Annotated in this window: 24 protein-coding genes; 10 read left to right on the forward strand and 14 right to left on the reverse strand. The window is 71.1% G+C overall.

Annotated features, from left to right (window positions below; translation table 11 throughout):
• Window position 1: 1 nt before the first annotated feature.
• From GEV28_RS07245 to GEV28_RS07265, 5 genes are all read right to left on the reverse strand, one after another.
• On the reverse strand, window positions 2–1,150 hold the full coding sequence (locus tag GEV28_RS07245) for a CapA family protein (RefSeq protein WP_291409928.1): 1,149 nt from the start codon (window positions 1,148–1,150) through the stop codon (window positions 2–4).
• Window positions 1,151–1,188: 38 nt separating this feature from the next.
• On the reverse strand, window positions 1,189–1,953 hold the full coding sequence (locus GEV28_RS07250; RefSeq protein ID WP_291409879.1) for an SRPBCC family protein: 765 nt from the start codon (window positions 1,951–1,953) through the stop codon (window positions 1,189–1,191).
• A 72-nt stretch (window positions 1,954–2,025) separates the two neighbouring features.
• The gene (locus tag GEV28_RS07255; RefSeq protein WP_291409881.1) at window positions 2,026–2,880 is read right to left on the reverse strand and encodes a xanthine dehydrogenase family protein subunit M; all 855 of its coding nucleotides are present in this window, start codon (window positions 2,878–2,880) and stop codon (window positions 2,026–2,028) included.
• Window positions 2,877–5,264 carry a xanthine dehydrogenase family protein molybdopterin-binding subunit gene (locus GEV28_RS07260; RefSeq protein ID WP_291409883.1) on the reverse strand — a complete coding sequence of 796 codons (2,388 nt, stop codon included), beginning with the start codon at window positions 5,262–5,264 and terminating at the stop codon, window positions 2,877–2,879. Before GEV28_RS07260 ends, GEV28_RS07255 begins: the two co-directional genes overlap by 4 nt.
• 37 nt (window positions 5,265–5,301) lie before the next feature.
• Entirely contained in the window at window positions 5,302–5,826 is a 525-nt protein-coding gene (locus GEV28_RS07265; RefSeq protein WP_291409885.1) for a (2Fe-2S)-binding protein, read from the reverse strand.
• Window positions 5,827–5,978: 152 nt separating this feature from the next.
• Between GEV28_RS07265 and GEV28_RS07270 the strand changes: the two genes are divergently transcribed.
• Both GEV28_RS07270 and rarD read left to right on the forward strand, forming a co-directional pair.
• Window positions 5,979–6,548, forward strand: coding sequence for a dihydrofolate reductase family protein (locus GEV28_RS07270; protein WP_291409887.1), 570 nt, complete (start codon window positions 5,979–5,981; stop codon window positions 6,546–6,548).
• Between the two features lie 29 nt (window positions 6,549–6,577).
• Window positions 6,578–7,531 carry an EamA family transporter RarD gene (gene rarD, locus GEV28_RS07275; protein ID WP_291409888.1) on the forward strand — a complete coding sequence of 318 codons (954 nt, stop codon included), beginning with the start codon at window positions 6,578–6,580 and terminating at the stop codon, window positions 7,529–7,531.
• A gap of 37 nt (window positions 7,532–7,568) precedes the next feature.
• On the opposite strand, the gene GEV28_RS07280 is transcribed toward rarD, so the two are convergent.
• Genes GEV28_RS07280 through GEV28_RS07295 form a run of 4 tightly spaced genes read right to left on the reverse strand, consistent with a single transcriptional unit; the run spans window position 7,569 to window position 10,474 of the window.
• A complete protein-coding gene (locus GEV28_RS07280; protein ID WP_291409889.1) occupies window positions 7,569–7,889 on the reverse strand; it encodes a type II toxin-antitoxin system PemK/MazF family toxin in 321 nt (106 codons plus the stop codon).
• Window positions 7,886–8,203, reverse strand: a complete 318-nt coding sequence (locus tag GEV28_RS07285; protein ID WP_291409890.1) for a hypothetical protein — start codon at window positions 8,201–8,203, stop codon at window positions 7,886–7,888. The genes GEV28_RS07280 and GEV28_RS07285 overlap by 4 nt, the downstream gene beginning before the upstream one ends.
• Window positions 8,204–8,247: 44 nt before the next feature.
• A complete protein-coding gene (locus GEV28_RS07290; protein ID WP_291409891.1) occupies window positions 8,248–9,366 on the reverse strand; it encodes an XdhC/CoxI family protein in 1,119 nt (372 codons plus the stop codon).
• A complete protein-coding gene (locus tag GEV28_RS07295; RefSeq protein WP_291409892.1) occupies window positions 9,359–10,474 on the reverse strand; it encodes a VWA domain-containing protein in 1,116 nt (371 codons plus the stop codon). The genes GEV28_RS07290 and GEV28_RS07295 overlap by 8 nt, the downstream gene beginning before the upstream one ends.
• 67 nt (window positions 10,475–10,541) lie before the next feature.
• On the opposite strand from GEV28_RS07295, the gene GEV28_RS07300 reads away from it, so the two are divergent.
• The gene (locus GEV28_RS07300) at window positions 10,542–11,489 is read left to right on the forward strand and encodes a hypothetical protein (protein WP_291409894.1); all 948 of its coding nucleotides are present in this window, start codon (window positions 10,542–10,544) and stop codon (window positions 11,487–11,489) included.
• A 91-nt stretch (window positions 11,490–11,580) separates the two neighbouring features.
• On the opposite strand, the gene GEV28_RS07305 is transcribed toward GEV28_RS07300, so the two are convergent.
• The 3 genes from GEV28_RS07305 to GEV28_RS07315 form a co-directional block, all read right to left on the reverse strand.
• Entirely contained in the window at window positions 11,581–11,796 is a 216-nt protein-coding gene (locus tag GEV28_RS07305; protein ID WP_291409896.1) for a hypothetical protein, read from the reverse strand.
• Window positions 11,797–12,080: 284 nt separating this feature from the next.
• Window positions 12,081–12,461 (reverse strand): VOC family protein, encoded by a 381-nt coding sequence (locus GEV28_RS07310; RefSeq protein WP_291409898.1) that lies wholly within the window; start codon window positions 12,459–12,461, stop codon window positions 12,081–12,083.
• Between the two features lie 536 nt (window positions 12,462–12,997).
• Window positions 12,998–13,891, reverse strand: coding sequence for a MoxR family ATPase (locus GEV28_RS07315; RefSeq protein ID WP_291409900.1), 894 nt, complete (start codon window positions 13,889–13,891; stop codon window positions 12,998–13,000).
• A 106-nt stretch (window positions 13,892–13,997) separates the two neighbouring features.
• On the opposite strand from GEV28_RS07315, the gene GEV28_RS07320 reads away from it, so the two are divergent.
• The 7 genes from GEV28_RS07320 to GEV28_RS07350 all read left to right on the forward strand — a co-directional run bounded on the left by GEV28_RS07320 (window position 13,998) and on the right by GEV28_RS07350 (window position 21,139).
• Window positions 13,998–14,210 (forward strand): PspC domain-containing protein, encoded by a 213-nt coding sequence (locus GEV28_RS07320; protein WP_291409902.1) that lies wholly within the window; start codon window positions 13,998–14,000, stop codon window positions 14,208–14,210.
• A gap of 159 nt (window positions 14,211–14,369) precedes the next feature.
• Complete coding sequence (locus GEV28_RS07325; protein ID WP_291409903.1) at window positions 14,370–14,711, forward strand: hypothetical protein; 342 nt, start codon at window positions 14,370–14,372, stop codon at window positions 14,709–14,711.
• A gap of 190 nt (window positions 14,712–14,901) precedes the next feature.
• Window positions 14,902–15,504: a sigma-70 family RNA polymerase sigma factor gene (locus GEV28_RS07330; protein ID WP_291409905.1), complete on the forward strand. Its 603-nt coding sequence runs from the start codon at window positions 14,902–14,904 to the stop codon at window positions 15,502–15,504.
• Window positions 15,501–15,962, forward strand: coding sequence for a carboxypeptidase regulatory-like domain-containing protein (locus GEV28_RS07335; RefSeq protein WP_291409907.1), 462 nt, complete (start codon window positions 15,501–15,503; stop codon window positions 15,960–15,962). Before GEV28_RS07330 ends, GEV28_RS07335 begins: the two co-directional genes overlap by 4 nt.
• Before the next feature lie 397 nt (window positions 15,963–16,359).
• Entirely contained in the window at window positions 16,360–19,002 is a 2,643-nt protein-coding gene (locus GEV28_RS07340; protein ID WP_291409909.1) for a CHAT domain-containing protein, read from the forward strand.
• An 81-nt stretch (window positions 19,003–19,083) separates the two neighbouring features.
• Window positions 19,084–20,382: a hypothetical protein gene (locus tag GEV28_RS07345; protein WP_291409911.1), complete on the forward strand. Its 1,299-nt coding sequence runs from the start codon at window positions 19,084–19,086 to the stop codon at window positions 20,380–20,382.
• Window position 20,383: 1 nt separating this feature from the next.
• Window positions 20,384–21,139, forward strand: coding sequence for an Abi-alpha family protein (locus tag GEV28_RS07350; RefSeq protein ID WP_291409913.1), 756 nt, complete (start codon window positions 20,384–20,386; stop codon window positions 21,137–21,139).
• A gap of 3 nt (window positions 21,140–21,142) precedes the next feature.
• Here GEV28_RS07350 and GEV28_RS07355 read toward each other — a convergent pair whose 3' ends face one another.
• Window positions 21,143–21,838, reverse strand: a complete 696-nt coding sequence (locus tag GEV28_RS07355; RefSeq protein ID WP_291409916.1) for a GH25 family lysozyme — start codon at window positions 21,836–21,838, stop codon at window positions 21,143–21,145.
• Between the two features lie 123 nt (window positions 21,839–21,961).
• On the reverse strand, window positions 21,962–22,756 hold a 795-nt coding region (gene groEL / locus GEV28_RS07360; RefSeq protein WP_291409918.1), incomplete at its 5' end, for a chaperonin GroEL.

The following is a 22,756-nucleotide window of genomic DNA, read 5'->3' on the forward strand; positions in this document are numbered from 1 at the left end:
GTTACTCACCGGGCCGGGTGAGCCCCTCGTCGGCGGCACCCAGCGAGCTCACCACCCCGTCGGTGCGATCGAGCGCCTCGTCGCGGCGTGCGGGGTCGACGTCCGAGGACGCGGTGAGGTCGCGCAGCCGGATCGGCGGGCCCAGATCCACCAGCGTCGGGAGGTACTCGGCCTTGTCGACGGTCCAGCCGTCCGGCCCGCGGGTGAACCGGAAGCGGGCCATCACGCCCTCCTCGGTCGTGCCGCGCGGCTCCTCGTGCCGGGCGACCTGGTTGCCGAGGCCGTACGCGACCCACTTGCCGTCGATCTCGTCGAACGGCTGCACCACGTGCGCGTGGTGGCCCACGATCAGGTCCACCGCCGGGTCGGTCAGCAACTCCGCCGCGATCTCCCGCTGCTCGGCCGTCGGCTCGTGCTGATCCTCGATCCCCCAGTGCAGGCTCGCGATCACCACCTCGGCGCCCGCCTGGCGCGCCGCCCGCGCGGCCGCCAGCACGTCCTCGACGTCGAGCACGTTGCCCATCCACGACTCCGGCGCCTCGGTGCCGAGGTTGAACCCGAACGTGAACGACACCTGCCCGACCTTCACCCCGGCCACGTCCCGCACCAGCGGCGCGGCCGCCTCCAGCTCGGTACGCGCCGAGCCGGTGTGGCCGATGCCCGCGTCGTCGAGCGCGTCCAGCGTGGTCCGCACGCCCTCGGCGCCGTGGTCGAAGGTGTGGTTGGACGCGGTCGAGCACGTGTCGTAGCCGGTCTCGGCGAGCGCGGTCGCGACCTCGGGCGGGGCGGCGAACAGCGGGTAGCCCTCGAACGGCCCGTCCTCGTCGGCCAGCGGCACCTCGAGATGGCAGATCGCGAGGTCGGCCTTCTCGACGACCGGGCGCACGCCGGCGAACAGCTTGGTGAAGTCCCGCTTCCCGCCGCCGTCCTCGGTGGCCTGGTCGGTGAGCGCCGGATGGATCAGCACGTCACCGGTCGCCACCACGGTGAACGAGTTGGCGACCGGGGTCTGCGAGCTCGGCGCCGACGAACCCGCCGGCCGGGGCGGCACGGGCTGCGGGGCGCCGGTGCCACCCGACGCACCCGCGCAGCCCGTTACCAGCACGGTGATACCGCACAAGACCAACAGCGACCGGCGCACCCGGGACATCCTTCCGGTGCGCCGGGGTGTGTTCAAGGGCCGAAAGTTCAGCCCCTGCGTCGACGCAGCGTGATCACGACCAGCACGACGATGATCGCGACGGCCAGCGGCACGACCCGTTTGAGCACCGACGGGCCCGCGTAGGCCAACAGGTCGATCGGCTCGGACTCCGGCTGCGGGTCGACCGCGGCGAGCTTGGGCTTGGCGGCGGGCTTGGCCTTCGTCGCCGGCTTGGCGGCCGGCTTGGCTGTCGCGGCCGCTTCGCCCGCCTTCGCCCCGGTGTCGGCGGCGTCGGCCCGCTCGGACTCCACGACGGAGAGCTTGGGCGCCTCTGCCGGCGGCGGCTCGGCGACCTGCTCGGCGACCTGCTCCGGCCCGAGCTTCTTGGCCAGGCACGACACGAACGAGTCAAGGATCTTGCCGCCCACCTCGGAGATCAGGCCGCGGCCGAACTGAGCGGGCTTGCCGGTGATCGACAGGTCGGTGTCGACCGAGCCCGCGGTGGCGTCGCCCTCGGCCCGCAGCGACACGGTGACCGTGGCCGACGCGGTGCCGTTGCCCCTGGTGTCCTTGCCGGACGCCTTGATGACGACCTTGCGGGCCGCCTCGTCCTTCTCCAGGAACTCGCCGGACCCCTTGTACTGCAGCGAGATCGGCCCGACCTTGACCTTCACCGTGCCCTTGAAGGAGTCGCCGTCGACCTCGCTGAGGCTGGCGCCGGGCATGCACGGCGCGACCCGCTCCGGGTCCAGCACCGCCGCCCACACGGTGTCCAGGTCCGCCGGCACGACGAACGAGTGCTCGAGCTTCACGTTCGATCCTCCCCTCAGAAGGTCCACGGCCCCGGGCGACGGGACTCCGTCGCCCGGGGCCGTGGGTCCAGACTATGCGCCGGCAGCCGCGGATACCGCCCGAGAGGTGAGCACCCGCGCGAGGTGCTGGCGGAACTCGATGTCGGCGTTGCCGTCGGCAGCGGGACTGGTGCCCTCCGCCGCGTGCGCGGCCGCCGCCTTGATCGCCTCGGCCGTGGCCGGCTGCCCGACCAGGGCCTGCTCGACCGCGGTCGCCCGGACCGGGGTCGCGGCCATGTTGGTCAGCCCGACCCTGGCCTCGGCGATCGAGCCGCCCTCGACGCGCACCGCCACCGCCACCGCCACGATCGGCCACGCCTGGGCCACCCGGTTGAACTTCTCGTAGTGCGCCGACCAGCCGGTCTTCTTCGGGATCCGCACCTCGACCAGGATCTCGCCCTGGCTCATCGAGGTGGTGAAGAAGTCCGTGAAGAAGTCCGCCGCCGGTATCCTCCGCCGGCCGTCCATTCCGGACACGACCATCTCGGCGTCCAGTGCGAGCACCGTGGCCAGCAGGTCACCCGCCGGGTCGGCGTGCGCGAGCGAGCCGCCGAACGTGCCGCGGTGGCGCACCTGCGGGTCGGCCACCGTGTCGGTCGCCGCGGCCAGCAACGCCGCGTGCTCGGCGACCAGCGCGTCGTGCTGCACGTCGTAGTGCGTGGTCATGGCGCCGATCACCAGGCTGTCGCCGTCCTCGCGGACACCACGCAGCTCGGCGACCTTGCCGAGGTCGATCAGCTTGGACGGTGCCGCGAGGCGCATCCGCAGCACCGGCAGCAGGCTCTGGCCGCCCGCGATGACCTTGGCGTCCTCACCCGCCTCGGCCAGCGCCCGGACGGCGTCGTCGACGGTTGTCGGCGCGACGTAGTCGAATGCCGCGGGGATCACTTGGCACCTCCGGACTGGATGGCCTGCCACACCCGCATGGGCGTGCACGGCATCTGGATGTCGTTCACCCCGAAGTGGCGCACCGCGTCGACCACGGCGTTGACCACGGCCGGGGTCGAGGCGATCGTGCCGGCCTCGCCGACGCCCTTGACGCCCAGCACGTTCGACGTCGACGGCGTCTCGGTCCGGTCGGTGACGAACGCGGGCAGGTCGGCCGCGGTCGGCACCAGGTAGTCGGCGAGCGTGCCCGTGGTCAGCGTGCCCGACTCGTCGTGCACGGCCTCCTCGAACAGCGCCTGCGCGATGCCCTGGGCGAGCCCGCCGTGCACCTGGCCCTCGACGATCAGCGGGTTGATGACCTTGCCGATGTCGTCGACGCACACGTAGGAACGGATCCCGACCCGGCCCGTCTCCGTGTCCACCTCGGTGGCGCACAGGTGCGTGCCGTGCGGGAAGGAGAAGTTCTCCGGGTCGAACGTGGCCTCGGAGTCCAGGTTCGGCTCGACACCGTCGGGCAGGTCGTGCGCGGCGAACACGGCCAGCGCGATGTCCTGGATGGACACCGACTTGGCCCCGGACGCCTCGGTGCCCGCGCCACGCACCTGGAACGAGCCGTTCGCGAACTCGACGTCGCCCTCGCCCGCTTCCAGCATGTGCGCGGCGACCTTCGCGGCCTTGGCCTTCACCTTGTCCGCGGCGGCCACCACGGCCATCGCACCGACGGTCAGCGAACGCGAGCCGTAGGTGTCCATGCCCTTGTGCGAGGACTGGGTGTCGCCGTGGAGGACCTCGACGTCCTCGAACGGCACGCCCAGCTGGTCGGCGACGATCTGGCTCCAGGCCGTCTCGTGGCCCTGGCCGTGCGGCGAGGAGCCGGTGACGACCTCGACCTTGCCGGTGGGCAGCATCCGGATCGCCGCGTGCTCCCAGCCGCCCGCCCCGTAGGACAGCGAGCCGAGCACCCGCGACGGCGCGAGGCCGCACATCTCGGTGAACGTCGAGATGCCGATGCCGAGCTGGACCGCGTCACCGCGTTCGCGACGTTCCTTCTGCTCGGCCCGCAGGGCGTCGTAGCCGAACAGCTCCTTGGCCTTGGCCGTGGCCGCCTCGTAGTTGCCCGAGTCGTAGGTGAGGCCCGCGACCGTGGTGAACGGGAACTCCTCGTGCTTGATCCAGTTCTTCTCGCGGACCTCCATCGGGTCCACGCCGAGCTCGGCGGCCAGCTCGTCCATCAGGCGCTCGATGGCGTAGGTGGCTTCCGGGCGGCCCGCGCCGCGGTAGGCGTCGGTCGGCGTCTTGTTCGTGAACACGTTGGTGCACACGAAGCGGTAGGCCGGGAACTTGTAGATCGCGTTGTACATGAACGCGCCGAGGATCGGCACCCCCGGCGTGACCAGGCGCAGGTACGCGCCCATGTCGGCGAGCAGCTCCACCTTCAGTCCGGTGACCGTGCCGTCGCGGCGCGCGGCGAGGGTCAGCTTCTGGATCTGGTCGCGGCCGTGGTGGCCCGACATCATGCTCTCGCTGCGCGACTCGGTGTACTTCACCGGCTTGCCGACCCGGCGGGCCACGAGGAAGGTCAGCACCTCCTCGGGCGTGACCTGCAGCTTGCCGCCGAAGCCGCCGCCCACGTCCGGCGCGATCACCCGGACCTTGTGCTCGGGCACGGACAGCGTCATCGCGAGCATCAGCCGCAAGATGTGCGGGATCTGGGTGGCCGACCACATCGTGTACTGCTCGCCGGTCGGGTCGACGACCACCGAGCGGGGCTCCATGAACGCCGGGATCAGCCGCTGCTGGCGGTAGGTGCGCTCGATCAGCACCTCGGCTTCGGAGATCGCCTGCTCGACGTCACCGCCGGAGCCGGCCTCGCCGGAGTCGAAGATCCACGTGGCGCTGGCGTTGGAGCCGAGGTCCTCGTGCACCAGGTCGGCCCCGTCGGCGACCGCTGCCGCCATGTCGAGCACCACGGGCAGCTCGTCGTAGTCGATGTCGATCGACTCGAGCGCGTCGGCCGCCTCGTAGGCGCTGCGGGCGACCACGACCGCGACCGCCTCACCGGCGAAGTTGACCTGGTCCACGGCGATCGACGGGGCGGCGGGCGCCTTCATGTCGGCGGTGATCGGCCACGCGCACGGCAGGCTGCCCTGCTCGTCGGCGAGGTCCGCACCGGTCATCACGGCGACGACGCCGGGCATGTCCTTGGCGGCCGACGCGTCGACCTTGGTGATCCGGGCGTGCGCCATGGGGCTGCGCAGGATCGCCATGTGCAGGAGCCCTGGCAACACGAGGTTGTCGGTCCAGCGGGTGCGGCCGGTGAGCAGCCGCGCGTCCTCCTTGCGCTTGCGACTCTTGCCGACCTCGGGCTCGATGGTCGCGGTCATATCGCCACCTCCGCGGGGACGAGTACGTCGATGGACATCAGTTGCCGCCTCCCACGACACCGCTGGTCTCGCTGACCTGCTCGGCCTCGGGGCCCGCGCCGCCCTTCATGTGGCTGGCGGCGTCGCGCACCGCGCGGACGATGTTCTGGTAGCCGGTGCAGCGGCAGAGGTTGCCCTCGAGGCCCTCGCGCACGGCCTGGTCGTCCGGGTCCGGGTTGTCGGCGAGGAGGTCGATCGACTGCATGATCATCCCTGGCGTGCAGAAGCCGCACTGCAGGGCGTGGTTCTCGTGGAAGGCCCGCTGCACCGGATGAAGCCGGCCGTCGCGGGCCAGACCTTCGATCGTGGTGACCTCGCTGCCGTCGGCCTGGACGGCGAGCACGGAGCAGGACTTCACGCTGTGCCCGTCGAGGTGGACGGTGCAAGCGCCGCAGTTGCTGGTGTCACAGCCCACCACGGTGCCGACCTTCCCGAGACGATCGCGCAGATAGTGCACGAGCAGTTGGCGTGGTTCGACGTCGTCGGTGTACTTGGTTCCGTCAACGGTCACGGTGATGCGCATGGGGCCTCCAATACGACACAGACGGCCACGGCTGGTCGGTTCGGGAAACGCGTGAGCGGACTCACAGCACACGAGCCTGCCCCCGCCGGACCGATCGGACAAGTCCAGGCGTGGAAAAGTGGATCGGTGCGCGAAATCGGAGGGCGCGCCCCATGCGGAAGCTGACGTACATGATCGCCATGTCGGTCGACGGGTTCATCGCCGGACCCGGTGGGGAGTACGACATGTACCCCACACCCGAGGCGTACCTGGGCTATCTGACCAGCGAGTACCCCGAGACGATCCCGTCGCACGTGCGACCGCACCTCGGCATCGCCGACGCGCCCAACAAGCTGTTCGACACGGTCGTCCAGGGCCGGGTGACCTACCAGCCCGCCATCGACATCGGCGTCCCGAGTCCGTACGCGCACCTGCGCCAGCTCGTCGTGTCGACGACCCTGTCCTCCCCCGACCCGGCCGTGGAGATCGTCGCCGGCGACCCGGTGGCCCGGGTCCGCGAGCTCAAGGCCGAGGACGGGCTGGGCATCTACCTGGCCGGCGGCGCCCGGCTGGCCGGGGCGCTGAAGGACGAGATCGACGAGGTGATCGTGAAGCTGTACCCGATCATGCTCGGCACCGGGATCCCCATGATCAACGGCGAGTTCGGCACCCTGTCGCTGGAGCGGTCCGACATCACGACGTTCGACAGCCGGCATGTGATACTTCGCTACATCCGGGCTTAGGATCGTTCGCACCGCTTACGATCAGTGACGTGGCCTCCTCCGTCGCTGGTCAGCGGGCGATTCCGGACAATTTTCCCGAGTACCGGCGCGGGGTCGTGCTCGGCGCGACCGCGTACGGGCTGTGGGGCCTGTTCCCGCTGTACTGGACGCTGCTCGGCGACGCGGGCGCGCTGGAGACGCTGGCGCACCGGATGGTGTGGTCGCTGGTCGTCGTGCTCGGCGTGGTGTGGTGGCTCGGCCGGCGGCGCGGCACGGGGTTCGCGCCGGTCCGCGCGGTGCTGGCCGACCGGCGCCGGCTGGTTCTGCTGGCGACCGCGGCGGTGCTGATCGCGTTCAACTGGGGCGCCTACATCTGGGGCGTGAACAACGGGCGCGTGGTGGAGACGGCACTCGGCTACTTCACCGGACCGCTGGTGTCCGTGCTGATCGGCGTGCTGCTGCTGGGCGAGCGGCTGCGGACCTGGCAGTGGGTCGCGGTCGGGCTCGGCGCGGTCGCGGTCGTGGTGCTGGCGATCGGCTACGGGCAGGTGCCGTGGGTCGCGCTGATCCTCGCGTTCAGCTTCTCGACCTACGGGCTGGTGAAGAAGCTGGCCGGGGTCGCGGCCGTCGAGTCGGTGGGCATCGAGGCCGGCGTCACGCTGGTACCGGCGCTCGCCTACATCTGCTTCGTGGAGGCCGACGGGTCGGGCACGTTCTTCTCGCTGGGCGCCGGCCACGCGCTGCTGCTGGTGGGCGGCGGGATCGTGTCGACGCTGCCGCTGCTGGCCTTCGGCGGTGCGGCGGTGCGGATCCCGCTGTCGATGATCGGGCTGCTCCAGTACCTCGCGCCGGTCCTGCAGTTCGCGTTCGGCGTGCTCGTGTTCCACGAGCGGATGCCGCCGGAGCGCTGGCTGGGCTTCGCGATCGTGTGGCTGGGCCTGGCCGTCCTGACGGCCGACGGCATGCGGAGCGCCCGGACGCCACGCGTCCTGGAGCCCGCCTGAGTGCGCCTGAGTGCGCCTGAGTGCGCCGACCGTCCACTTAGGGCAGTGCGAGCACGATCCGGAGCGCCTCGTTCACCCGCATCAGGGTCGCCGGCGCCAGACTGCCCAGCAACTGCCCGAGCTCATCCTTGCCGAGTTGCTGAACATCGTCGGCGTTCACGTACCCGACAAGGGGATCGGCGCCCTGGAGCCGCACCCAGGTCGGCAGGTCCGGGTGCTTGTCGGTCGTGGTGATCCGGACCGCGAGCACATCGGAGAGAACCCGGTTCCTGCGGTTGTTGGACACGATGAGCCAGGGCTTCGGGCCATATCCGATGTCGACCCGGTAGATCTGGCCCCGGACGGGAACCGGGCTCATCCAGGCATCACGCGATCGACTCGATCGGCGTAGCGCCGCCGGCGGGCGGCCGCCTCATCGGCGTCGTGCACCTCGGAGTACATCTCCGCGACCCGCTGGTATCCGCGCTCCAACAACTGTCCTCGGATCGCCGCCGCACCGGCCGCCATCAGTCCCCGGATCACAGCCGCCTCGGATGCACCTTCCGCGAGAACGATGCCGTGTGCTTCCGCCGTGTCCCGGAGTATCGCGCTTTCCGGCCGGTCGGGATCGCCGAACGCGCGGACGATCTGCTCGTCCTGGTCCGTTAACGTCACCGTGGTGCGCTTGCTCATGCATCACATCCTATCATCACCAGGCCGCATCACATCGCGATGCGTTACGGCTCACGGTGGATGCGGCCGCTGGCCTCGGTGAGCCGGCTGCCGGCCCCGCCCCAGCGCATCGAGATGACCTCCGCCGCGATCGACACCGCCGTCTCCTCCGGGGTGCGTGCCCCCAGGTCGAGGCCGATCGGCGACGCGAGCCGGGCCAGCTCCTCCTCGGACAGCCCCGCCTCCCGCAGGCGGGCCATCCGGTCCTCGTGGGTGCGCCGGGAGCCCATCGCGCCCACGTAGCCGACGTCGGCACGCAAGGCGACCTCCAGCACCGGCACGTCGAACTTCGGGTCGTGGGTGAGCACCGCGACCACCGTTCGCCCGTCGATCCGGTCCGCCTCCACCTCGGCCGCCAGGTACCGGTGCGGCCAGTCGACCACCACCTCGTCGGCCTGCGGGAAGCGGCTCTTCGTCGCGAACACCGGGCGCGCGTCGCACACCGTCACCCGGTATCCGAGGAACGACCCGAGCCGCGCCATCGCCGCCGCGAAGTCGATCGCGCCGAACACCAGCAGCCGGGGCGGCGGCTCGAACGAGCTCACGAACACCGACATGCCCTCGCCGCGCCGCTCGCCCTCCACGCCGTAGTGCAGCGTGCCGGTCCGGCCGTTGGCGAGCATGCCGCGCGCGTCGTCGGCCACCGCGTCGTTGATCCGGGAGGTCCCCAGGTCGCCGACGGTCCGCCCGGGCCACACCACGAGCCGCTTGCCCAGCCGCTCCGGCAAGGGGTGCGCCACCACGGTCGCGAGCGCCACCGGCTCCTCGCTCTGGATCGACTTCGCCAGGTCGACGAACTCCGGGAAGTCCGCCGCCGAGATCCGCTCGGTGTAGATGTCGATGATCCCGCCGCAGGTCAGCCCCACCGCGAACGCGTCGTCGTCGCTCACGCCGTACCGCTGCAGAACCGGGGCGCCGTCGCCGAGGACCTGCTGGCCCAGCTCGTAGACCGCCCCCTCCACGCACCCGCCCGAGACGCTGCCGGACACCGTCCCGTCCGGCGCGACCAGCATCGCCGCCCCCGGCGCACGCGGCGCCGAGGAGAACGTCGCCACCACCGTTCCCAGCGCGATCGGCTCACCGGCCGAGTACCGGCGCATCAGCTCGTCCAGCACGTCACGCACGGCGAACCTCCATCAGTAGCTCTTCCAGCGTGGCCAGGCTGTGCCCGGCCAGCAGCAGGTCCAGGTGCGGCAGCGCCGCCGCGATGCCGGACTGCACCGGCGCGTACCCGTCCCGCCCGGCATGCGGGTTGACCCACAACACCGCGTGTGCGAGCCGGCGAAGGCGGGCCAGCTGCTCGCCGAGCAGCGACGCGTCGCCCCGCTCCCAGCCGTCGGAGAACAGCACCACGACCGCGCGCCGGGCGAGGCCGCGCTGGCCCCACCGGTCGAGGAACGCGCGCAACGTCTCGCCGAGCCGAGTGCCGCCCGCGAAGTCGGGCACCGCGCGCGACGCCGCGGTGAGCGCCTCCTGCGGGTCGCGGGCGCGCAGCTGGCGGGACAGCCTGGTGAGCCGGGTGCCGACGGTGAAGACCTCGGTGGTGGCGGGTGCCGCGCGGGTGACCGCGTGCGCGAACCGCAGCAGCGCGTCGGCGTAGGGGGTCATCGAGCCGGACACGTCGATGAGCAGCACCACCCGCCGCGGCCGCCGGCCCCGCCCCCGGTATGCCAGCCGGATCGGCTCGCCGCCCGCGGCCCGCATGGCGCGCAGCACCTTGGGCACGTCGAGCCGGCCGGACCTCGTCGGGCGCGACCGCATCGACCTGCGCTGCGGCGGCTCCAGGCGCAGCGTCGCCATCAGCTCACGCAGGTGCTCGCGCTCGGCGGCGGTGAGCGCGGAGATGTCGCGGTGCCGCAGCACCTCGGTGTCGCTCGCCGCGACCTTCAGCTCCTCGTCCTCGCGCTCCGGCGACGAGCCGTTGCCGGCGACGTCGGTTAGCGCGGCCATGGTGGCCTGCCGCGGCTTGGGCGGCATCATCGACCTGCGCCTGCGCGGCTCCTTGGCGGTGAACCAGGCCGCGAACGCGTCGTCGTAGCGGGGCAGGTCGTCCGGCTCGGCGCACAGGGTCAGCCGACCGGCCCAGTACAGCTGGTCCGGATCGGCGACGTCCACGGCCCGCACGGCCCCGAGGTACGCCTGCACCCGCTGGGCGTCGGCCGGCAGCCCCGCCTCCCGCAGTGCGGCGGCGAAGCCGACCAGACCCGGCAGCGGGTCGAGCGTGTCGGACAAGGGCACCCTCCTATTGTTACTTGTTCAACCCAGTAGGTTCAGGGTTACTTCCCACCACGGATACCTGATGCCGGACCACGCGACGCTCACCGACGAACTCAAGCGCCTCCGCAAGGGCCGCGGCGTGCACTCGACCAACATCGCCGACCGGGTCGGGCCCGCCCTGCGGCGGCTGTGCGGCATTGGTCCGGACGACCCGTCGGCGACCGTTCGCGACCGGCTCGGCATGAGGTTGCGCGACCTCGCCGCGCGGCTGCCGGACGACCTGCGGCTGGCGCTGCTGGCCGCGCTGGGGCTGCACGAGGACACCACGCACCCGCGGCTCGGCGAACGCCTGGAGTGGCTCGCCCGCCGGCTCGCCAGGGACTCGCGGACCGCGCGGCGGCGCGCCGACCAGGCCTGCGAGCTGCTCGCCGAGCTGGTCGACACGCTGCCCGACGAGCCGGACGAGCCCGGCGACGGCTGGTACGTGCGCCGGTTCAGCGCACTGGTGCGGCTGGACGGGCAGGCGCCGGAGGTCACCGAGACGCGGACGGTGGTCGCCACCCAGGACGGGGTCGGCGAGCTGGGCACCGAGTTCAGCCTGCCCCGGCATCCGGCCGACCGGCGGCCCACCCACGACCTCGGCGTGGCGATGCTCTACGGCGGGCGGCTGGTGCGGCGGGAGCGGCGTTCGGAGAGCCACTTCGAGTTCACCGTCGAGCTGCCGGCGGAGCTCGGCATCGGGCAGGACCACGAGTACGCGATGCGGCTGCGGGTGCCGGCGGGGCAGCCGGTGCGGCCGCACTACCTGTTCGTGCCGTACCGGCGGTGCGACCTGTTCGAGCTGCGGCTGCGGTTCGACCCGGCACGCACGCCGCGGACGCTGTGGCGGGTGACGGACAGCCCGCTGCGGGTGGTCGACGACGGCCAGCCGAGTGGTGAGCTGCTCAGCCCGGACGCCGCGGGGGAGATACACCAGGTTTATCCGGAGCCACGCCAAGGATTCGCCTACGGCGTGCAGTGGAACGGCTGAAAAGAGTGGGCCGGACGGTTCCGAGCACCGTCCGGCCCACCCTACCCCCAGTCATCTCACCCCGTGGCTGTCAGCAACGAGACCAACCATGTCACCAGGTCCGCGAACCGGTGGGACTCCATGACCCGTCCTCTCCTCGCGGATGCCCAGGTGCCCCATCCGGCACCTGGGTCGACGGCGAGCGGGTCGGCTGGGAGTCCGGTGTGGACATCGCTGCCGAGCTGAGCCACATTCCGGCGACGAACCCGACAACCAGGCAGAACGCCGCCAGCTTGAGCGCGAACGACATCGGCAGGTAAGTCTGCACGCCCTTGCCTCCCCTCCCCCGACCACCTCGACAATTAGAGGTTCACATGGGATCGGCAATTGTTCTGCGTCACCTGACACACAACTATGGAATTGTCCGTGCTGTCCTGTCTCCGACCCCGACCCTTGCCGCCACCTGCCGCGATGACCATAGCGGAGCAAGGAATTCACCCTACTCGCCCATCCCGACCGGTCATGGATCGGACATTTGGCCAAATTGTAGCCAGCAATAGCCGAAGATCAAACCGAGATGAATTCCGCGCAATGTATCTCGCAATAAAGCGGTCAGCCGAACGACTCGAACAGCTCCACCGGGTTGCCCGACGGATCGTCCACGAGGATCTGTTTGCCGCCGACACCTGTGACGATCTCGTTGCGGAAGCGGACCCCGGCGGCACGCAGCCGGGCGACAGCGGTCTCGAGGTCGTCGACGGTGAGCTGGAAACGGTTCCAGCCACCCGGCTCGGGCACCCGGCCGTCCGGCATGGGTCGGCCGGCGCCGCCACCGCCGGTCGGCGTGCTCAGCAGCAGGCGCAGCGGGCCGCGGGAGAGCATCGCGAACCCGGGCGCCGGATGCATGTCTACGGTGAAGCCGAGCAGGGTCGAGTAGAAGTCGATGGCCGCGTCGACGTCGGCGACCAGATAACGAACGCTCACCATGTCCATATGTCGAACCTAACCTGGCGCCGGCCGGATCGCGGCCGGCGCCAGGCGGGGCTCCCCGCCGCGACCATGGCCAGGTAGCGGAGCCGGGCACGGGGTGCCGGAACGTGGTTCGTGGGGGCTCGGGGAGCCGTCCGCTTCGGAGCTGAAGGGACGGCTCCCGGGAACCGGATGGCAGCCGCCGCGGGGCAGGCACCGCGACAGGCCCGCAGACACCGCGACGGCTCCATCCGGTGAGGACACCGGACTACCGCGATCTCCCCCTGAATGCGGTGCTCACGATGTCCTCCTGTGGTTCGGCGCGCCGGGACCAACTATGCGCCAAGGGATACCCCCGACGCGACCGATTTTCGGCTAGCAGATCGCACCGACAAGATCCGGTTCGCGCAGCGGTCGCGCACCCCACTTGTCCACAGCCGAGGCGGCTGTCCACAACTCGACGCGGGACACCAGCACGTGCCCTCCGCCGCCGGCACGATCGAGGCATGGACAAGACGCCCATCCCCACCCCAACACCCGAGCACCGCACTCCGGCAGCGTCAGCCCGCCAGGATCTGGTCCAAGCCCGCGGCCACCACGCGCTGCGCGTCCTCCCGGTACTTGAGCACCGCGCCCAGCGTGGCCGCCGCCGCGGCGGCGTCCAGCTCCGACTTCCCCAGCGCCCGCAGCGCCTCAGCCCAGTCGATCGACTCCGCCACCCCCGGCGGCTTCAGCAGCTCCACCTCACGCAGCCGGCGCACCGCGCTCGCCACCTGGTTCGCCAGCTGCGGGGACAACCCCGGCAGCCGGCGCCGCAGGATCGCCACCTCGCGCGCGAGCGCAGGGTGCTCGAGCCAGTGGTAAAGGCACCGCCGCTTCAGCGCGTCGTGCACCTCACGGGTCCGGTTCGACGTCAGGATCACCAGCGGCGGCACCTCGGCCCGCACCTCGCCGAGCTCCGGCACGGTCACCGCGTTCTCCCCCAGCACCTCGAGGAGATACGCCTCGAACTCGTCGTCGGCGCGGTCGACCTCGTCGACCAGCAGCACGCACGGCGACTCCTCCAACGCCCGCAACAACGGCCGGGCCAGCAGGAACCGTCGCGAGTACAGCGACTTCTCCGCCATGTCGGAGTCCAGCTCACCGGGCGCGGCCGCCTCCAACGCGCGCAGGTGCAGCAGCTGCCGGGGGAAGTCCCAGTCGTACAGCGCCTGAGTGAAGTCGATGCCCTCATGACACTGCAGCTTGATCAGCTTCACCCCGAGCGCCTCGGCCAGCGCCAGCGCGAGCGATGTCTTGCCGGTGCCCGGCTCGCCCTCGCAGAACAGCGGCCTGCCCAGCCGCAACGCGAGGAACGCCGCCGTCGCGACCCCTTCGTCCGCCAAGTAACCGACCCGCTCGAGCGAGTCTGCGAGCTCGTCCGGGGAGTCGACCGGCGCCCACGACGTATCCACCACATCTGCGACTGTAGAGGTACGGACGGTCCCGGAGCCCCGGGTCCGGGACCGACCAGGGTTGATCCCCGATGCCGCGGGCCCGCCGGCGAGCGAACCTGGACTCATGTACGACACCGACACACAGACCCGTCCCGTCCGCAAGCTCCGCCGCAACCGCTCCGACCGGATGGTCGCCGGCGTGTGCGGTGGCGTCGCCGCCATGCTCGGCATCGACGCCGCGCTGGTCCGCATCGCCCTGGTCGCCGCCACCCTGCTCGGCTTCGGCACCGGCGCCATCCTCTACCTGATCGCCTGGATGGTCGTCCCCGAGGACTGACCGACTGTGTTCATGGTTCGCTCCGCTCACGGTGTTCAACGGCTCGCTCCGTCACTTCCGCTCACGGTGTTGGATGGTTCGCTCCGCTCCTCCGCTACTCGCCGTCTTCCTCCGTGCGATGCTTGCTCCGTCACTCTCGCTCACGCCTAGAGTGACGGCGTGACCGAGGAGCCAGTAGGCCGCACCGTCTCGCGCCTCGGCACCGCCCGTGCGCTGGTGCTGCTCGCCGCCGCGCTGTCGTTCGGGGCGAGCGCACTGGTTTGTTTCGTCGTTCTCGTCTTCGGTCCGTCCGTTCTCGACCGGCCGGGCCTGACCGGCGCCGTTGTGTTCGCCTCGGCGGTGTTCTGCCTGGTCGTGCTCGTCTCGGCGATCACCGCGAGCTTGCTCGCGGTCCGTGCCGGCACGGTCCGGACCGCCGTCGGCCGGGGCTGCGGAACGCTGCTCGCGGGCGTCGGGACCGGTCTCGCGGCACTGCTCTTGTTGATCTCGAGAAACACATGAAACCCGCCGGTAACCACCCGAATGGCCGGTATCTGGCCCCCACACTCACGCTCTTGAGTGGTGAGACGATCTATCGTTTAACAGTGACCCGGACGGGTGACCTGGACGTGGAGACGACGCGAGCGCAGGGGGTTGGCACGATGGACGTGGTGCCAACAGGAACACAACCCACGAAGCGGGGTGAGAAGCGGTGACCGAACTGCAGACCGCAAGCGTGGCCAAGCCCTGGGAGGGGCTCGACGGGCGGGACCGGCACGCGGCGTGCATGATCGCCGCGCAGGCGGGTGACCGCTCGGCGTTCGACGTCCTGGTCGCCGAGCTCACGCCACTCGTGTGGCACGTGGCGCGGAGCAACGGGCTGGACCGGACCAGCGCGGAGGATGTCGTGCAGACCGTGTGGCTGGCACTGCTGCGACACCTCAACCGCCTGTCCGAACCCCGGGCGCTGGCCGGCTGGCTCATCACCACCACGCGGCGGGAGGCCCAGCGGGTCAACCACCGCGGCTCCGGCCAGGTGGAGCTGTCCAGCGAGGTCGCCGAGCAGCTGCCGACCACCGACCCGTCGCCAGAGCACGAGGTGCTGCGCGACGAGCGGGACCGCCAGCTCTGGGCCGCCTTCCACAAGCTCACGCAGCGCTGCCAGGAGCTGCTGCGGCTCACCGTGCTCGCCGGCCGCGCGGAGTACCGCGCCGTCGCCGAGACCCTGCATATGCCGCACGGCAGTATCGGACCGACCAGAGGGCGCTGCCTGAACAGCCTCCGCGCCCTTTACAACGGGGACAGTGGATCATGAGAACGCACCAGGCTGACGACGAGCTGATGACCCAGGTGGCGCGGCTGGTGAACGAGTTCGACCCACCCCCACCGGGGCTGGTCGAGCGCACCCAGTTCGCCGTCGCCATCGAGGACATCGACGATGTCGAGCTCGAGGTCGCGCGCTGGGCGGACAGCCATCAGCTGGCCGGCGTGCGCGGTGGCCTGCCGGGCACGATCACCTTCTTCGTCGGCGACCTGACCGTGATGGTCAACGTCACCCGCACCGGCGAGCGCCAGCGCATCGACGGCTGGCTGGTGCCGGCCGGCGCGCACGGCGTCGAGGTCCGGGTCGCCGAGCACGGCTCGTCCACCACCACCGCGGACGAGGGCGGCCGCTTCGTACTCACCGAGGTGCCGCGCGGAACCACCCAGCTGCTCGTGCGGATGAACGCAGAACAGTCACGCACGGTGGTAACTCCAACTGTCGACTTGTAACCCGAACGGACCTATTGCTCCATTCGGCAGATATTCTCATGTATCTCACCGTGCATGTTCACCTCTTGTCTCAGTGGAAGGTGAGCACGCAGCATGTCTGCTGAAAGGGGAGTAAAGCGATGACCAGCCCGCAGCCACCCAAGCCTCCGGTCGACCCGCGCCCGCCATGCGCCACGTGTGGATCGACGACTCACACCACCGGCTTCCACGACAACAGTGAGCCGACCGGCTTCCACGACAACTCGGTTCCGACCTCCACCGACGAGTAGCCGTACTCGACGAGGTCGGAAGAAATTAGGCGGGACCGGGGCAGACCATCCCTTGGCGGATGTGCTGCCATTAGAGGGTGCCCCGGTCTCGCTCCCGTTCGTCCGCCACCACCGCCGCCGAGGATCCGATGACCAGGTCGGCCTTGGAGACGGCGCGGTCATTGCTCGTGCGCGGCGTGGGGGCCAGCAACGTCGGGCGCACTGCCGAGGCCACCAAGCTGCTTCGCCAGGCACTCCAGGCGCTCCCGGTGGGGTTCAGCACCCCCGATGCCATTGAGCTGCGCATCCGGGCCTTGTCCGCGCTGTCCTACACCGAAGCCGAGACCGGCACCGTCACCGACGGGCTCGTGCACCTCGGTACCGCAAGCGACCTCATCGGCGCCATCCCCGAAGGGCCGCGACGTTCGACGCTGCGTGGCCGGATCTACCACCAGCGCGGGCTGATCGCGCTGCGCGTCGGCCACTACGCCGAAACCGTCGACGCCTACTCCAGGGCGATCACGCTCCTCGAGCAGGCACACGGCACCCCGGACGGCGATCCCGAACTGTTCTCCAAGGCATTCCTCAACCGCGGCCTCGCGTACATCGACCTCGGCAAGCCCGAGGCGGCCGAGCGGGACATGCTGCGCTGCATCGAGCTCGCCACCGAGCACGACATTCCTCGCCTGGTGATGAAGGCCCGGGGCAACCTCGGTGAGATCGCGCAGCTGCGTGGCGACGTGCCCAGCTCGCTACGGCACATGGAGCAGGCCGAGGCCGACTTCCGCGGGGTCGCGCCAGGCCTTGTGGCCCGCGCCAAGATCGACCAGGCGCGGGCGCTGCTCACCGCCGGGCTCGCCGAGGAGGCGGCCCGCCACCTCGACGAGGCGCTGCCGGTGCTGCGCGGGCTGCGGCTGTCCCAGGACCTCGCCGAGGCCGAGGTCGCCCGGGCCGGCGCCGCGCTACTCGAGGGCGACCTCACGCTGGCCAAGCAGCTCGCTGGATCCGCGCACCGGCGGTTCCTCAAGCGGGGCAGCGCGCCGTGGGCGGAGGTCGCCGCGCTCACCAAGATTCGGGCCGAGGCCAACGAGGCGCTCGCCGACCCGACGAGCCGGCCGTCACCCGGCAAGGCGGCCCGGCTCGCCGAGCGGCTGGCCGAGGTGGGGCTCACCGACGAGGCGGCGATGGCCAGGATGCTCGCGGTCCGGCTCACGCTGCGCCGCGGCGAGGTCGACGACGCCGAGCGGCTGCTCGACCTGGTACCGCCACCGCGCAAGATCGCGCCCATCGACCACAAGATGCTGCTGCGGCTCTGCCGCGCCGAGGTGGCGCTGGCCCGCGGTCAGACCCGCAAGGTGCTCGCCCAGGCGCGCGCGGGGCTCACCGAGCTCGGTACCGCGCGGGACCGGATGGGCGGGCTGGACCTGGTGTGCGGCACCGCGGTCCACGGCTGGGAGCTGGGCCGGCTCGCCGTGAACCTGGTGCTGGACAGCGCCAGCACCGACGCCGACGCGCGGCGCTTGCTCGACTGGCAGGAGCGCACCCGCGCGCAGGTGTACCGCTACGAGCCGCTGCCGGTCATCGACGACCCGGAGCTCGCCAGCAGCGTGGCGGAGCTGCGCGCGGTGACCCGCACCGTGCAGCAGGCCCGCCTGGAGCGCCGGCCGACCGGGCACCTCGAGCGGCGGATGACCGCGCTGCAGCGGGAGGTCACCCGGCTCGGCTGGCACACCAGCCACTGGGGCAAGCCCCGCCCCGTCTCCTCCTCGGGGGAGGTCATCGAGCGGCTCGGGGACCGGACGATGATCAGCTTCGCCGGTCCGGGCGAGGACCTCGCGGCGATCGTCGTCAGCGGCAGGCGCACGAGACTGTTCCGGCTCGGCAGCCAGGAGCAGGTGCTCGAGGTGGCCCGGCAGCTGCACGCCGACCTCGACGCGCTCGCCCCGGACGAACTGATCGCGCCGCTGGTCAACGCCGTGTCGCAGTCGGCGCTGCACCGGATCGCCACGCTGGACCAGCAGCTGTTCGGTCCCGGTGGCATCCCGGTCGACCTGCTGGAGGGCCGCGAGCTCGTCGTCGTGCCGTTCGGCGGGCTGTACTCGGTGCCGTGGGAGTCGCTGCCGACGCTGCGCGGGCGCGCGGTGTCGGTCGCGCCGTCGGCGACCGCGTGGGTGAGCGCCGCCGAGGCAGGGCCGAGCGACGGGCGGGTCGTGCTGGTGAGCGGGCCGGACCTGCCGGAGTCGGTGTTGGAGCTCGACCACCTGCGCGAGGTGTACCCGGACGCGGTGGTGCTGCGGGGCGAGCGGGCCACGAGCGCGGCGGTGCTGGAGGCGATGGACGGCGCCAAGCTCGTGCACATCGCCGCGCACGGCACCCACGAGCCGGCCAACGCGCTGTTCTCCCGGCTGGAGCTCGCCGACGGCGGCCTGCTGGCGCACGAGGTCGCCCGGCTGCGGCGGCCGCCGGAGCACATCGTGCTGGCCGCGTGCGAGCTGGCGCTGTCGCGCATCCGGCCGGGCGACGAGCCGCTGGGCTTCGCCGGCGCGATGCTCGCGAGCGGCTCGCGCACGGTGGTGGCCGCGGTGAACCGGGTCGGGCACCGCTCGGCCGCGCTCACGATGACCGACTACCACCGGCGGCTCGCGAACAAGCGACCCGCGATCGACCTGGCCGAGACGATGACCGACTACCACCGCAGGCTCGCGTCCGGCACCCAGCCGGCCCGCGCACTCGCCGAGGCCACCGCCGCCGACCCGCTGCGCAGGCCGTTCATCCTGCTCGGCGCGGGCTGACGGGGCTCACCGGGGTGCGTAAAGATCGTCGGCGGATGACCATGGGGCCATCGGGGTCACGCGACGACGGGTGGGATCGGGATGACTGTGCTCGCGGTCGAGTGGGGTGACCCGCGCTTCGTGACGCACCTGATCTCGGTGCCGCTGTTCACCGGCGTGATCGGCTACATCACCAACTGGACCGGCGTGATCATGCTGTTCCAGCCGATGCGGTTCCACGGGGTGCGCCTGCCCGGCCTGCGGTTCCTGTACTCCTACCTGCCACGGCGGGTCCAGGTGATCCCGGCGATCACGTGCGACGGGCGGTTCGGCTGGCAGGGCATCATCCCGTCCCGGGTGTCCAAGATGGCGAGCATCTCGGTGGACAAGGCGCTGCTGAAGGTGGGCAGCATCGGCGACTTCTACCGCGAGTTCGAGCCGGACAAGATCGCCGACCACATCGCGGCCACCGCACGCGGCGAGATCCGCGGCGTGGTCGAGCGGATCATGCTGCGCGAGCATCCCCAGCTGTGGCACGACCTGCCGCCGGTGGTCAAGGACGCCGTGCACGCGCGGATCCAGCAGCGGCTGCCGGTGATCGTGCGCGGGCTGACCGACCAGCTCGGCGAGTACATCGACCAGCTGATCGACGCGAAGCTGCTGGTGATCCGGCACTTCGAGGAGCACCCCGAGCTGATGAACGACATGCTCCGCGAGGTCGGCCGCAAGGAGCTGCGGTTCATGCAGAACTTCGGCTTCTACTTCGGGTTCCCGATGGGCATCGGGCTGGTGTTCATCCTCGACGTGCTGCCGTACTGGTGGGTGCTGCCGCTGGGCGGGGCGGTCATCGGCTGGGTGGTCAACTGGATCGGCATCAAGCTGATCTTCGAGCCGGTGTTCCCCCGCAAGATCGGCCCGGTCACGTTCCACGGTCTCTTCCTGCGCCGCCAGCCCGAGGTGAGCGACGTGATGGCCGGGATCATCGCGGACGACATCATCAACATGCGCAACATCGGCGACGAGCTGCTCCACGGCCCGCGCTCGGACCGGACCCGGCAGATGCTGGAGCGCTCGCTGCGCCCGGCGATCGACAGCGCGGTCGGCTTCGCGCGGTCGGCGGTGCGGGTCGGCATGGGAACGGAGCGCTACGACCGGATCCGCGACGCGATGGCGAGCGAGGCGGTCGAGTTCGCGTCGGCGTTCGGCGACACCGAGTTCGGCAAGCAGCAGTCGCTGAAGATCAAGCGGTTCGTGGCGCGGCAGATGCGCCAGCTGCGGTCGGACGAGTTCAACGAGCTGCTCCGCTCGGCGATCAAGCAGGACGAGTGGCTGCTGTTCGTGCACGGCGGGGTGCTCGGCATCGGCGCCGGGCTGGTTCACCTAGCGATCTTCGGAGGCTGACATGCCATCTGGTCCCAACGGCTCATCTCGCTCCGCGGAGGCCTTCCAGGAGGGTGCCGGCCTGCTGCGGATCGCGGCGGGCGCTGGCTGGAGCACCGCGCAGTGGATGGTCAACACCACCGTCCACACGGGATCCCGGGTGGTCCGCGGCATCGCGGCCGGCGAGTCTCCCGTGAAGATCGTGACCGACCTGGGCGCCGAGCTGAGGTCGGCGGCCGAGTCGGCGCTCGGCCCGCCCCCCGCGCCGCCTCCCCCGGCCACCGAGCACCACTCGTCGGCGGCGGAGCTGCGGGCGCGGGGCGCCGAGCTGCTGCGGCGGTCGGCGGACGTGCACTTCGTGGAGGACATGCATCCGGCCTACGAGCGGATCCTGGGCGAGCTGACCCCGGACGAGGCACGCATCCTGCGGTTCCTTGCCAAGGAGGGTCCGCAGCCGACCGTCGACGTGCGGACCAACCGGCCGCTGGGCATCGGCTCGGAGCTGATCGAGGCCGGCCTGTCGATGATCGGCCGGCAGGCGGGGACACGGAACCTGAGCCGTACCAACGCCTATCTCAACAACCTGTTCCGGCTCGGCCTGGTGTGGTTCTCGCGCGAGGAGGTCGAGCCGTCGCGGTACCAGGTGGTGGAGGTCCAGCCGGAGGTCCAGGCGGCGATGGCGAAGGCCGGCCGCGCCCCGAAGACGGTGCGGCGCAGCATCCACCTCACGCCCTTCGGTGAGGACTTCTGCCACACCTGCCTGCCGCTGGACGACTGACCGCTAACCCTCGCGCATGATGTCGAGGTCGACCCGCCCGTCGACACCGGCGACGTTCGCGAAGCCGTGCAGCTGCCAGATGTGCCATCCCTCGACGTTCGGGCGGAAGAAGAACCGCAGGTCCCAGAGCGGGCGGTCCAGGTCGGCACGCACGGGGTACACGTCCTCGAACTCGACGCCGACGTAGAGCAGGACGGGCTTTCCCCACGCCTCCTCGACGAGCCGCAGGAACGCGACCACCTCGGCCCGCACCTCCTCGGCTGCCGGGCGAGCGGCGCAGTTGCCCCCGAGCTCGAGGTCGAGCGCGGGAGCCAGCGCGTTCTCCTCGGGCGGCAGGACGCCGAGGAAGTGCCGGGCCTGCACGGCGCCGGGGGTGCAGAGCGAGAAGAAGTGGTAGACGCCGCGGTCGAGCCCGGCCTCCCCGGCACCGGCCCAGTTGTCGGCGAAGCTCTCGTCGACCCAGTCACCGCCCTCGGACGCCTTGACGTAGGCGAAGGTGATCCCGTCCCCGGCCACGGCCGACCAGTCGATGGTGCCCTGGTGATGGGAGACGTCGATGCCGTACCGCTCCCCGGTGTCGAGCGCGGGCCGCCAGTTCGGCAGCCACGGGAACCACCCCGCGGCATCGACGACGACCACGACGACGCAGATCACCGCCACCAACCGCCACCACCACCGCGGCGCACCCTCGGTCTCCACGTCATCAAGGACGGTCGGGACAGGGTGCCGGTTGAGCTGCGGGACGCTGTTTCCCTGCAGGGACGGCGAAGGGCCCGGACGCAAGATCGCGTCCGGGCCCTTCGCGATACAGCTACGGCTGGATCAGAAGTCCATGCCGCCGGTCGGGTCACCGCCGCCGGGGGCGGCCGAGGCCTTCTCCGGCTTGTCGGCGACGACGGCCTCGGTGGTGAGGAACAGCGCGGCGATCGACGCGGCGTTCTGCAGTGCCGAGCGGGTCACCTTCGTCGGGTCCGGCACGCCGGCGGCGAGCAGGTCCTCGTACACACCGGTGGCCGCGTTGAGACCGTGGCCCTGCGGCAGGCTCTTCACCTTCTCGACGACAACCCCGCCCTCGTGGCCGGCGTTGACGGCGATCTGCTTGAGCGGAGCCTCGACCGCGACCTTCACGATGTTGGCACCGGTCGCCTCGTCGCCGGTCAGCTTCAGGCCGGCGAAGGCCTGCTCGGCAGCCTGGAGAAGCGCGACGCCACCACCGGCGACGATGCCCTCCTCGACGGCGGCCTTGGCGTTGCGCACCGCGTCCTCGATGCGGTGCTTGCGCTCCTTGAGCTCGACCTCGGTGGCGGCACCGGCCTTGATGACCGCGACGCCGCCGGCGAGCTTCGCCAGCCGCTCCTGCAGCTTCTCGCGGTCGTAGTCGGAGTCGCTCTTGTCGATCTCGGCGCGGATCTGGTTGACCCGGCCCTGGATCTGCTCGGCGTCACCGGCACCCTCGACGATCGTCGTCTCGTCCTTGGTGACGACGACCTTGCGGGCGCTACCCAGCAGCGACAGGTCGGCGTTCTCCAGCTTGAGGCCGACGTCCTCGCTGATGACCTGGCCACCGGTGAGGATCGCGATGTCCTGCAGGATCGCCTTGCGGCGGTCGCCGAAGCC

It is taken from the genome of Actinophytocola sp., assembly GCF_009379765.1.
In the GTDB taxonomy this organism is placed as follows: Bacteria; Actinomycetota; Actinomycetes; order Mycobacteriales; family Pseudonocardiaceae; genus Actinophytocola.